Genomic DNA, 11,881 nt, shown 5'->3' with positions numbered 1-11,881 from the left:
AGATGGTGCCGTTGTCAAAGGTCTTGGAGTCCAGGATGCGCTTCACTGCCAGGGGCAGGTCGCAGGTCTTCTCCAGGTAGGCGGGGCCGTTGCCGGGGCCCACGCCGATGGCGGGGGTACCGGAGGAGTAGGCCGCCCGCACCATGGCGGAGCCGCCGGTGGCCAGGATCATGGCCACGTCGCGGTGGCGCATGAGGTTGTCGGTGGCCTCCATGGTGGGGATGGTGATGCAGGAGACCAGGTTCTCATTGCCGCCCGCCTCGGCCACCGCCTGCCGGATGACCTTGACGGTCTCCAGGATGCAGCGCAGGGCCGTGGGGTGGGGGGAGAACACGATGGCGTTGCCCGCCTTGATGGCGATCTCCGCCTTGTAAAGTGCGGTGGAAGTGGGGTTGGTGGAGGGGATCAGGCCGGCGATCACGCCCACGGGCACCGCGATGGTGCGCAGGCGCTTGGCGTCGTCCCGGCTGGTCTCTCCGATGGTTTTCATATCCTTGATGTGCTCGTAGACACCGCGGCTGGCAAAGATGTTCTTGATCACCTTGTCGTCCACGATGCCAAAGCCGGTATCCTCGTTGGCCATCTGGGCCAGCCGGCGGGCGTTGCGCACACCCGCGTCGGCAATGGCACGCACAATGCGGTCCACCTGGGCCTGGTCCATCCGGGCCAGCTCCTGCTGGGCCTCCTTGGCCGCCTCTACCAGCTCCCGAACCTCCTGCATGGACAGGAGATCTTTATCGATTAGCTGCATACAGTTCCATTCCTTTCGCTGAACTTCATGCCGGGGGCAGTCTCAAACCGCGAAGCATGCTCAGTTGTTTTGCTCCGCCAGGAACGCCGTGATTGCCGCGAGAAGCTCTTCCTTCTTGGCAAACCGGATCTCCTTGCGCGTCATGCTGGTCAGGCCGATCTGTCTGGCCACGGCCCGCAGTTTTACCACCGCCATATGCTCCAGCTCCTCCGTGGTCAGGCTGGCGGGCTCCATCACCGCGCCATCGCTCTCCTGCTCCTCCGGCTCCAGCGGCTCACCCTCCTCCGGCTCCGGCTCAGGGGCCGGGGCGGGAGGCGTGGGGGGAACCGGCTGGTCTGGTTCGGCGGGGATGTGTCCCAGGATTTCTTCCAGCTCCTCATGGGGTCTGGGGATCACGTGGACGGAAATCAGGGTTCCCACCCGTTCCGCCGCTGCGGCACCGGCGTCTGTGGCCGCCTTGACGGCGCCCACATCCCCTCGGACCATGATGGTCACCAGGCCGCCGCCCACATGCTCCTTGCACTGGAGGGTGACGTTGGCAGCCTTGACCATGGCATCGGCCGCCTCAATGGAGGCGACCAGGCCGCGGGTTTCAATCATACCCAATGCCTTCATATGTACCTCCGTTCATGGGCCCGTGCGGGCCCGGTCGCTCTGCCGGTCAGACCTTGGGCTGGTCGGCGACGGACTCGACGGCGGCGGCGAAGGCGTCACAGGCGGACTTGCAGGCGGACTGGCTGCCGGTCAGCAGGGCGCCGCCAAAGTTGGTCTCAGACGGGGGGGCGTACAGCACGCACATCCGCACGTCGGCGGCCTTCAGCGCGGCATCCACGCCGTACATGGCCTCCAGGGGAGGCGCAATCAGGTAGGCAATGGCCTCGCCTTCGGCAATGCCGCAGCCCTCGGACAGGTAGGAGCCGGTGCGGGAGATGCAGTGGGCATAGTAGCAGATGCTGTCGTCGTCATTGGCGGAGACAAAGTGGCACACATTCTCGATCATGTCCACGCAGGCCTCCAGGCCGGCCTTGGCCTCGGCGGGGTTGGGCGCGGCCAGGATGCCGATGATCTCGCCGGCCAGCTTGGTGTTGGCGTTGGCGGCGCCGGCGTAGAAGCTCTTGGCGTAGACAACCTTGCAGTCGGCCTTCTTGGTGGCCTCGTCCAGGGCGGTGTAGGTCACATCGTCGCTGTCGGCAGTAACGATGGCCAGGGACTTCTGGTCAGGGGTCAGGCCCAGCTCCTTCGCCATGTCGGGAGCCACGTTGGGGATAATGCGAGTCGCCAGTACATGTGCGGGCAACGGATCGCGTTTCATATTGATTTTCCTCCCTGCTCTTACAGTTTCAGATCGGTACCGCTGGCCTTCTTATCCAGCATGATCTTGATGATTTCCGCGATGTGGGCGCCGGCCTCGGCGGGGATGGTGCCGGCCCGGTGGATGTTGGACACCACGGTGCGGCGGGCCTCGGGCATGCCCACGGTGGCCTTGTAGGCGATGTAAGCGGACATGGACTCGGCGGTGATCAGGCCGGGACGCTCGCCGATCAGGGTGCAGGTGACGGTGGCGCCGGTCAGCTCGGAGATCTCATCCATGACGCCCACGCGGCCATACTTCACGAAGAAGGGGGTGCCCACATCGATCTTGTAGCTCTCCAGGCCCTGCATGATGGCGGGCAGCAGATCGCCGATGTTGGCGGCCACGGCGGCGGAGGACAGGCCGTCCGCCACGTAGATCTGAACGGTGGGGTTCTTCTTGCACTTGGCCTTGATGGTCTCCACGGCCTCGGGGCTGAGCTTGCGGCCCAGATCGGGGCGGGTCAGATAGGTGTCCTTGCTGTCGCACTGGGTCTGCACCGTCCACAGGCCCATCTTCTCCACGAACTCGGCGTCCACGTCGTTAAACACGGCGTCCTGGGCGGCGGAGTGGGCGGCGCGGAACTCCAGCTGGGGCAGGGTGTTGTAGCGGGCGCCGGCCTTGCCGATGCCCAGACGGCAGGGAGCGTTCATCTTCAGCTCGGCATACTCCTCGCCGTTCTCAGGGTTCTTTACCAGATACTGCTTGCGAATGTCGATCTCCGTGATGTCGGGGATGCAGCCGTCCTCAACCTCCGGCGCAGACTCACACGCACAAGCGGCAGCGGCCTTCTCGGCGGGCTTGGCGCCGGACACATTCATTTCCGTCAGCACCTGCTCAATGATGCTTCTCAGATCTTTCTCGTCCATTCTTCGCTCCTCCTTACTTCTTCAGGAACACGGAAGCGTCGCCGGCCTTGGGCGTCAGCTTGCCATTCTCAGAGAAGCCCATCTTCTCCAGCCACATGTCGAACTCGTGGATGGGGCGCAGGCCAAAGACCTCGCGCAGGGCAGCAGCCTCATGGTAGCCGGTGCACTGGTACATCAGCATGCAGTCGTCGCCCTCGGGCACGCCCATGATGTAGTTGCAGCCGGCGGCCACCAGCAGGGTCGCCAGGTTCTCGATGTCGTTCTGGTCGGCCTTCATGTGGTTGGTGTAGCAGGCGTCGCAGCCCATGGGGATGCCGGTCAGCTTGCCCATGAAGTGATCCTCCAGGCCGGCGCGGGTGACCTGCTTGGAATCGTACAGGTACTCGGGCCCGATGAAGCCGACGACGGTGTTGACCAGGAAGGGGTTGTAGCGCTTGGCAAAGCCATAGCAGCGGGCCTCCATGGTGACCTGGTCCCAGCCGTTGTGGGCCTCGGAGGAAAGCTCAGAGCCCTGGCCGGTCTCAAAGTACATGACGTTGGGTCCGGTGCAGGTGCCGCGGGACAGCATGGTGGCGCGGCCCTCGTCCAGCATGGCGGCGTTCAGGCCGAAGGCCTCGTTGCCCTTCTGAGAGCCGGCGATGGACTGGAACATCAGGTCGAGGGGAGCTCCGAACTTGTTGGCGGCCTCGGTCTGGGTGGTCACGTGGGCCAGCACACAGATCTGGGTGGGAACCTCCCACTTGCGCTTGAACTCGTCGAACATCTTCAGGATGCGGGCCACGCTCTCCACGGAGTCGTCCACGGGGTTCAGGCCGATGACGGCGTCGCCGCAGCCCAGGGACAGGCCCTCCATCACGGACGCGATGATGCCGTTGGGATCATCGGTGGTGTGGTTGGGCTGCAGACGGGAGGAGAAGGTGCCGGGCAGACCGATGGTGGTGTTGCAGTGGGCGGTCACGCGCATCTTCTTGGCGGCGTAGATGAGGTCCAGGTTGCTCATCAGCTTACACACGCCGGCAACGATCTCAGAGGTCAGGCCGCGGGAGGCCCGGCGGATCATGTCGGGGGTGGTCTGGGTATCCAGCAGCCACTCGCGGAACTCGGCCACCGTCATATTCTTATACTCGTTAAAGATGGTCTCGTTGACAGAATCCTGGATGATCCGGGTCACCTCGTCCTCCTCATAGGGGACGGCAGGGCAGTTGCGCAGATCGTTCAGGGTCAGATTGGAGAGCACCACCTTGGCGGCCACTCTCTCCTCTGCGGTTTCGGCGGCAATGCCTGCCAGCTTGTCGCCGGATTTTTCCTCGTTTGCCTTCGCCATGACTTCCCGAATCGATTTGAACTCGTACACATGGCCGAACAGCTTTGTCTTCAGGATCATGCTAGTTCACCTCTCATAAGTCCTAACATTAAGAATTGAAAATCAAGGTCTTGATCACTACGGGCAGCACCTGCCCGCCTGCAATGGGCTCGCCGATATCGATGTAGTCGCCGCTCAGGGTGCGGATACCGTCAATGCAGATGACGTCCTTCTCCCGCTTGAGCAGTACGTTCAGCGCGTTTCCGAGCACCTTTCCGATATCGTTCTCCACCACCACGACCAAGGGATACCTGCTGCTGATCACCTCCTTCGTGCTCTCAATGATAGCTGCCGCCAATGCCTGAATGTCCGCAAAGCTGGTGCGCTTTTCTCCGGTAAAAGCGATCGCAAGCTGCTCCGCTTTTCCCTCAGGCATATACAGCGGCATCTGATTCAAAATGGAAGCCTTCAGCGTTTCCAGCGACGCCTCGTCTTCCTCGGACACCTTAAGAATGGGGACATTTTTCAGGGGGAGCGTGCCCTGCTCATAGTGGATGGTGCTCCCGCTGACCTCGGTGGTATGGGTTCCCGCCCCTACCACGGTGGCCCGGATGGTCTCGATGGAGGTAAAGCGCTCCACCCGGCTCAGATCCGGGTCGGCCCGAATGGCCTTTCCCAGGAGGACGCCGATGTCGCCGAAGCGAAACACGTCGCCCTCCATCTCCTGATAGATGCAGTCCGCCACGCCGCCGGAGTAGGTCACCGCGGCGATGGCCGGCTGCTCCGGCAGAGGCTTGCCGTTGTTGGTATAAAGGCCGGCGTGGTGGCTGTCCGCCCCCGCCAGGCGGAGGGCCTGGGCCAGTTGGGCCGCCATGAGGCGGCACACGCCGTAGAGCTGCTCGGGATAGGCCCGGTCGCCCACCGCCAGCGAGATTCCGTTGGCGGCGGCCAGGGCCTGGATCTTGGGGAAAATGTAGCTGATGCGGCCGTTTTCCACCTTGATGAGCCGCCCGCCGATGTCGAGGCAGCAGGTCCCCCGCAGCACGCCCTTCTCATAGACGGCGATGTTGCTGGTCCCGCCGCCGATGTCCACATTGGCGATGGCCGTGCGCTTTTCCTTGGACAGGGCGTCGGTGCCCGCCCCCCGGGCGGAGAGTACCGACTCCAGATCCGGTCCGGCGGTGGCCACCACGAAGTCTCCGGCCAGGTCGGACAGAGCCTCCAGCACCTCGTTGGCGTTCTCCTTCCGGGCGGTTTCGCCGGTGATGATCACCGCACCCGTGCGGAGCATCTCCGGCGTCATGCCGGCCGCCTGGTACTCCTCCCGCACAATCCGTTTGACCGCCTCCGCGTCGATCTCCGTGGCCGAACGCAGGGGCGTAAAGTAGATCTTGCTGCGGTAGATCACCTCTTTATCCACAATGTCGATGCGCGGCACGGTGTAGCTGCTGGCCCGGTTTTCGATGGTCAGCCGGCTGAAAATGAGCTGGGTCGTCGAGGTGCCGATATCGATGCCCACGCTGAGGATCACTTCATGCAACTTGCTTCACCCGCTTCCTGAGAGTTCAATGCAAAACGGAGCCCGGGTACAGAGAATCCCTCTGTATCCGAGCTCCGTCGCTCGTCTGTTCCAGCCGTCGTTACGTCACGTCGGCCGTTCCGATGATCTGATTTTTAAAGTCGAATCTGGCGCAGGTTCCCTCGGGGCCCGACTCGATCTCCAGGTTGCCCCGCAGCTTGTCCTTCACCAACGTCTGCACGATGGACAGCCCCAGGCGGTTGCCCTCCGTGTTGGCCACATCGAATCCGCCTCCGTTGTCGCTGACCTGGATGCTGGAGTACAGCTTCCCCTGCTCCACGACGATCCGAATCTCTCCGGAAGAGCGGTCCTGGAAGGCGTACTTCAGGGAGTTCTGAAGCAGTTCGTTGATGATGATGGCCACCGACGTGGCGATGTCGGAGTCCACCTGAAAGTCCCCGCCCTCCATGGTAATGGTGACATAGCATTTGGGGTTGGAAAAATACCGCATGGTATTGTTCTTTATGTTCAGGATGACCTCCCCCAGCATGACCTCGTCCACACCGCTCTGGGCCAGCAGCTCGTGGGTGCTGGCAATGGAGAGGATCCGGTTCATGCTCTCCCCCAGCACCTGCCGCGTCTCCTCGCTGTCGGTGCGGCGCGTCTGCAGGCGCAGGAGGCTGGCAATGGTCTGGAGGTTGTTCTTCACCCGGTGGTGGATCTCCTTGATGGCCACAGACTTGAGAATCAGCGCCTGCTCCTGCTCCCGCCGCCAGGTCACATCCTGAATGATCACGGCGAAGGCCGCCCCCGCCGAGTTGAGCTGGATGTGCTTGATGTCCAGCACCAGGTTGCTCACCGTAGTCTCCACATAGGAGTAGCCGCTGCACTCCTCGCTGTTGCCGTCCTGTTCCACCAGGCGGACGTTCTCATAGGGCTGTCCCAGGATGTCCTCAATGTAGCCCAGCCTCCGGTACAGATCCTGGGCCAGGGAGTTGCGGAAGGTCACGATGCCGCTGCGGTCCACCATGAGGAGTGCCTCGTCGATACACTCGGTGAGCCAGTTGTTCTCCGGCACCATCTGAGCCAGGGCGTGGGCGATGGTCTCAAAGCTCTGCTGCGAGAAATGAATCCGCTCACTGACCTGCCTCTGCTCGTCCACCCGCTTCTCCAGGATCAGCACGCCGATGATATGGGAGCCGTTGCGGATGGGCTCTACCGACTGGATCGTGCTCCCATTCTCCTGGGTCACGGCCTTCATCTGCTTGGTTCCTACCCCCAGGCGGAAGGTGCGGGCCACCGCCGGCTCGTTCTCCGGCTTGGCCAGCAGTCCCACAACCGTGTTCTTGTAGGACGACGGCACACATTCCGGTTTGGCCTCCGCCACCACGATGGCGTTCCCGTCCCGTCCGGGGCAGTCGATGAAGATGTCCGCGCCCTCCAGATTGGCCAGAGGCTGCAGCGTCTCTGACATGTGCTCGATGATGCGGATCTCTTCATCGGACAGATCGGTATACTTTCTGCAGAGGGACCAAATCACATTCACCTGTCAACCCCCGCCTTTCACGAGGATCATCTCCGCCACCCGGCGCATGGAAAGGCCCTTGAGCTGACTGAGCTTGCGTATATAGTGGTACGCCTCCTGCTCCGACAGGTTCTGCTCCTGCATCACCTGTCCCTTGGCTTTTTCAATGATGCTGCGGTTGGCCAGCCGCTCGGAAACCTTGGCCATGTCCTTGCGCAGCCGTTTCATCTCCTTGCTCTGGGCCACAACCAGCTCGATGTTGGGAATCAGCGACTTCTCGTCGATGGGCTTGACCAGATAGCCGCTGACGCCGTAATCCTTGGCCTGCTCCACGAACTCCCGCTCACTATACGCCGTGAGCATAATGATCGTGTCCGCCAGCTCCTCCTCATAGATGATCTTGGCCGCGGCCAGTCCGTCCAGAAACGGCATCTTGATGTCGAGCAGAACGAGATCCGGATGGTAGAGCTTGCAGTTCTCCACGGCATCAAACCCGTCGGAGACCTCTGCAACAACCGTATACCCGCCTTCCGTAAGCAGTTCTTTCAAATCCATTCTGCTGATCGGCTCATCGTCTGCAATGACGACACGGATCGCATCCTTTTCCATGCGGCTCCTCCTGACTTCAAAGGAAATCCAGATACCTTACCAAGGCTTCCACGCCCTCGCCCGTCACGCTGCTGACGACAAAGATCTCACCCGCGCCGGCTGCCTTCAAATACTGCCTCGCATTTGAAATCTCATGCTCAGACGCCAGATCCGACTTTGTCACAACCCCCACGCAGGGCTTTGCAAACATGCTGCTGTAGGCGGGCGGGAACATGCTCCCCTTCTCGGTGGCGTCCTGGACCAGCACAATCGTGTCCGCGTCGGCGGCCGTCACCATGAGGGCCCCGCGAAAATAGCGCCGCTCCAGATACTCGCCCGGTGTGTCAATCATACTCTGGTTGACAATCTGTACGGTCTGGGTCTTGTGGTACTGCAGTTCCTCGTGGTTGATCCGCTGGCAAAGCGTTGTTTTGCCGGCCGTGGAGCGGCCGATCAGGATAATGCGTCTTTTTCTCTCCATTGCATCACGTCTTGGTGATGGGGGCCGATGCAAAGCCCATCATACCGCACAGGGTATTCATAACCTCCGTCAGCGCCGACTGTACCGCCGCCACATCGCCGGTGATGACCAACGAGCCGTTGAAGCGGTCCACAAAGCCGATGGACACGTTGGCCGACTTGGTGGCCACATCGGCGGCGATCATGGCCGCCTCACTGGGGGTGATGGTAAAGATCCCAATGGCGCCGGAGGCGTCGATCAGTCCCAGCTTCAGGTACAGATCCTCGGTGGGGTTTGCGATCACATGGGCCAGGGTGACCTGCTTGCCGGGTACAAATTCCTGTATAATCCGCTTTTTCTCATCAAGCTCAATCAAATCGGCACGCTCCTCCTAAAAACCGCTGGAAACAGCGGGCTGTCCCCCCCTATCATGCCACAGGGCCGGGCAGCCTATCCTGCGTAAACGCGCTGCGGTGTTTTCCGCAACACCGGCAGGGGGTTCACAGGCGTACGGGGCGAAAAAACAAAAAAAGCCCCCAGAATTTCAAGTCAAAATTCTTGGGAGCTACATCGCTCTTGATCGTTTACCAGGCGAGCCGTACTAACGCCGCACGAATCCGCCCTTCCACTATACGCATCTCTATCATTTTTTCTGGCTCATTTTAACAGAAATTTGCGGAGTTGTCAATCCGAAATATCATTTTACGCCAAATTCCTCCGCCGCGCAATTGCGCGGCGGAGGAGCTCTGTCAGGGCAATTTCCCGCTGTAGGCCTTGCGGAAGATCTGTTCAATTTCCTCCGCCGTGCAGCTTCTGGGGTTCGTGGCGGTGCAGCGGTCGGCCAGGGCCGCCTCCGCCATGTCGTGCACCGCCTCCTCGAACTCCGCCGCGTTCACGCCCGCGGCCTGGAGGGTGGAGGGCATGTTCAGCTTTTCGATGTACCGCCGGGCGGTGCGAATGAGGTTGAGGGCGCTCTGGCGGACACTGCTGCTCTCCAGCTCCAGCAGGCGGGAAATACGGGCATAGCGCTTGGCGGTGGAGGTGAGCTGCTCGGCGCAGCCGGCGTTGAAGCTCATCACATAGGGCAACAGGATGCCGTTGGCCCGGCCATGGGGGATGTGGAACCGGGCGCCCAGGGCGTGGGCCATGCCGTGGTTGAGGCCCAGGCCGGAGTTGGAGAAGGCGATGCCCGCCAGGCAGGAGGCATTGTGCATCCCCTGCCGGGCCTTGCGGTCCTCGGGGTTCTGATAGGCGGGCAGCAGGTGGCGCTTGACCAGCTTGATGGCCTTTTCCGCCGCCGCGTCGGAGAAGTCGGTGGCCTCAGTGGACACAAAGGCCTCCACAGCATGGGTAAACACGTCGATGCCGGTGTCCGCCGTCACGGTAGGAGGCACGCTGGTGGTCAGCTCCGCGTCCAAAATGGCGATATCGGGCAGCAGGCTGTCCTCCACCAAGGGATATTTGACCCCCTTCTCCCGGTCGGTGATCACCGCAAAGCGGCTCACCTCCGAGCCGGTGCCGCTGGTGGTGGGGATGGCGATGAACTTGCAGTCCCGCATGTCCCGCTCCCGGGCGGCGAAGAACACGATTGCCTTGGCCGCGTCGATGGCGGAGCCGCCGCCGAAGGCCACCACCGCATCGGGTTGGAACTCCAGAATCTGCTCCACGCCTCTGGTGACGGTGGCGATGTCCGGGTCGGCCTGCACGTCGGAGAAGATCTTGAACTCGCCGCTGTTGCGCAGCAGTCGGTCGGTGACATAATTCGTTTTGCCGCTCTCGTCCATGAACTTGTCCGTCACCAGAAAGACCCGGTGCAGCCGCTGGGCCAGCGCGTCCATGCCACCTCCGATCATAATTTTTGTACGAACACTGAAGGCGTCCATATGCTGCTCCTTTCTGCCGGTAGAAATACAAAAAGCGCCCTGAACCGCTGTTCAGGACGCTACATCGCTTCCAAAAGCCCTGCCGCTTCCTCGCAGCATGGCCAGTCTCACTTTACCCCATGGCGCAGCCCTCTGTCAAGCCTTTTCTTTCGCCGGGGCTCAATTTTTTTCGTTCGGCAAACTGCGGGTTGACTTTCGCGGCAAATGCTGACATAATGGGGCTCGTCAAAGCAGGTGCGCATGGAACCGTCTGGTTCCACCTGACACGGGCTCCCCCGTGCCCTTGCGGGCGCTGTCCAGCCAGCCCCGCCCCCTGCGCCGGCCTCCGGCGCGGCAAGTAAATAGACTCTCTGTTTCACAGAAAGGAATCGGTTTTGATGGATATCAGATTCGTTCTCCCTTCTGAGGTGGAGCAGCTGGCCCGGAATGTGGTGACCTCATTCCCCTCCAAGACGCCGGCCGCCCTGCTCCAGAACATGGAAGGCGAACTGCACCGTCCGGACGAGGGCCGTTACCTCGGCTGTTTTGACGACGATGGAACCCTGCTGGGCTCCATCCTGATGATGGATTTCACCCTCAACGTCAGAGGTGTGATGATGCCTATGGGGGCCGCAGCCTATGTCTCCGCAAACTTTCTCCACAAGAAAGAGCGGGTGGCCTGCACGCTCCTGAAGGTGTTGATGCGGTATTACGCCAAACAGGGGACGCCGATCGGCTGTCTCCACCCCTTCAATCCCGCGTTCTATGCCAACATGGGATACGGTTACTGCAACGAGAACTATCTCTACCAGCCCAAGCCCTCCGCGATCCGCTCCTACGGCGACAAGTCCGGGCTGTCCTATGCCCGGCCGGAGGACCGGCAGGAGATTTTGGACTTCTACCGCGCCTATGCGGCGCGTACCCACGGTGCCACGGTCCACCACTATATGGACCCTCACCGGATCTTCGACATGCCCTACGTGGTGGTCTGCCGCCGGGACGGCCGGCTCACCGGCTACTTCACCTTCGATTTCGTGGCGGTGGACCACTACACCGACATGTACCACGATCTGCTCGTCCCCGAGATGGTGTATGAGGATCTGGACACGCTGCGGCAGTTCATGACCTTTTTCGCCTCCCAGGTGGATCAGATCGAGCGGGTGCGTATCCTCTCCCCCGACCCCAGCCTGACTATGCTGTTCCACAACCCGGACACAGGCGAGAACCGCGCGCACGACGGCTGCATCCATGAGGTGGCCCGCCGCACAATGGGCTACATGGCCCGTATCTTCGATGTGCCGGCCTACTTCCGCATGCAGAGCCGCTGTGAGTCCCCGGTCAGCCGTCCCTTTGTGCTGGCCCTCCAGGTGGATGACAACTTTATCGAGGGCAACAACGGCACCTTCCTGCTGAATATATCCGGAAGCACGGTGGAGGTGGTTGAGCATGCTCAGCCCGACGTCACCCTTTCCGCCGATATCTCCACCCTCTCTTCCCTGGTGATGGGCGCTTTCTCTCTGGACGAGGCCCTTCGCCTGGGCCGCCTGACCCTCTCCGACCACGGCTACGCTGCCGACGTGCAGCGCGCCATCGGCTGGAGTCGGAAGCCCATAAACTTCACCTATTTCTGATCCTGTCCGTGCAAGCACAGTA

General features: G+C 61.6%; 11 protein-coding genes and 1 pseudogene. 1 reads left to right on the top strand and 11 read right to left on the bottom strand.

The genetic code is table 11. The features are described from left to right. The 11 genes and pseudogenes from HMPREF0372_RS20790 to HMPREF0372_RS13535 all read right to left on the bottom strand — a co-directional run. A partial coding sequence (locus HMPREF0372_RS20790; RefSeq protein WP_007493541.1) for an aldehyde dehydrogenase family protein occupies positions 1-751 on the bottom strand: 751 nt, incomplete at its 3' end. 357 nt (positions 752-1,108) lie between these two features. Further along, positions 1,109-1,366 (bottom strand): annotated as a pseudogene (locus HMPREF0372_RS21355) (BMC domain-containing protein); the annotation flags it as partial. A gap of 46 nt (positions 1,367-1,412) precedes the next feature. Further along, positions 1,413-2,063, bottom strand: coding sequence for an ethanolamine utilization microcompartment protein EutL (gene eutL / locus HMPREF0372_RS13575; RefSeq protein WP_007493539.1), 651 nt, complete (start codon positions 2,061-2,063; stop codon positions 1,413-1,415). A 20-nt stretch (positions 2,064-2,083) separates the two neighbouring features. After that, complete coding sequence (eutC, locus tag HMPREF0372_RS13570; RefSeq protein WP_007493538.1) at positions 2,084-2,971, bottom strand: ethanolamine ammonia-lyase subunit EutC; 888 nt, start codon at positions 2,969-2,971, stop codon at positions 2,084-2,086. Positions 2,972-2,984: 13 nt separating this feature from the next. Continuing rightward, positions 2,985-4,355, bottom strand: a complete 1,371-nt coding sequence (locus tag HMPREF0372_RS13565; protein WP_007493537.1) for an ethanolamine ammonia-lyase subunit EutB — start codon at positions 4,353-4,355, stop codon at positions 2,985-2,987. Positions 4,356-4,383: 28 nt separating this feature from the next. Beyond that, positions 4,384-5,814, bottom strand: coding sequence for an ethanolamine ammonia-lyase reactivating factor EutA (gene eutA / locus HMPREF0372_RS13560; protein ID WP_039997575.1), 1,431 nt, complete (start codon positions 5,812-5,814; stop codon positions 4,384-4,386). 100 nt (positions 5,815-5,914) lie between these two features. Next, positions 5,915-7,339 (bottom strand): sensor histidine kinase, encoded by a 1,425-nt coding sequence (locus tag HMPREF0372_RS13555; RefSeq protein ID WP_007493535.1) that lies wholly within the window; start codon positions 7,337-7,339, stop codon positions 5,915-5,917. A gap of 3 nt (positions 7,340-7,342) precedes the next feature. Further along, positions 7,343-7,927, bottom strand: a complete 585-nt coding sequence (locus HMPREF0372_RS13550; RefSeq protein ID WP_007493534.1) for an ANTAR domain-containing response regulator — start codon at positions 7,925-7,927, stop codon at positions 7,343-7,345. 16 nt (positions 7,928-7,943) lie between these two features. After that, the gene (locus tag HMPREF0372_RS13545) at positions 7,944-8,387 is read right to left on the bottom strand and encodes a EutP/PduV family microcompartment system protein (RefSeq protein ID WP_007493533.1); all 444 of its coding nucleotides are present in this window, start codon (positions 8,385-8,387) and stop codon (positions 7,944-7,946) included. Positions 8,388-8,391: 4 nt separating this feature from the next. Further along, on the bottom strand, positions 8,392-8,742 hold the full coding sequence (gene eutS / locus HMPREF0372_RS13540; protein WP_007493532.1) for an ethanolamine utilization microcompartment protein EutS: 351 nt from the start codon (positions 8,740-8,742) through the stop codon (positions 8,392-8,394). 373 nt (positions 8,743-9,115) lie between these two features. Then, entirely contained in the window at positions 9,116-10,249 is a 1,134-nt protein-coding gene (locus HMPREF0372_RS13535; RefSeq protein WP_007493531.1) for a 1-propanol dehydrogenase PduQ, read from the bottom strand. A 377-nt stretch (positions 10,250-10,626) separates the two neighbouring features. Here HMPREF0372_RS13535 and HMPREF0372_RS13530 point away from each other — a divergent pair, with 377 nt between their 5' ends. Continuing rightward, positions 10,627-11,859 (top strand): GNAT family N-acetyltransferase, encoded by a 1,233-nt coding sequence (locus HMPREF0372_RS13530; RefSeq protein WP_007493525.1) that lies wholly within the window; start codon positions 10,627-10,629, stop codon positions 11,857-11,859. Positions 11,860-11,881 lie beyond the last annotated feature (22 nt).

Origin of the sequence: Flavonifractor plautii ATCC 29863, from assembly GCF_000239295.1 — a bacterium.
Taxonomy (GTDB): Bacteria; Bacillota; Clostridia; order Oscillospirales; family Oscillospiraceae; genus Flavonifractor; species Flavonifractor plautii.
The sequence above is the reverse complement of the archived record's forward strand: the minus strand, read 5'-3'. Positions and strand labels throughout refer to the sequence as shown.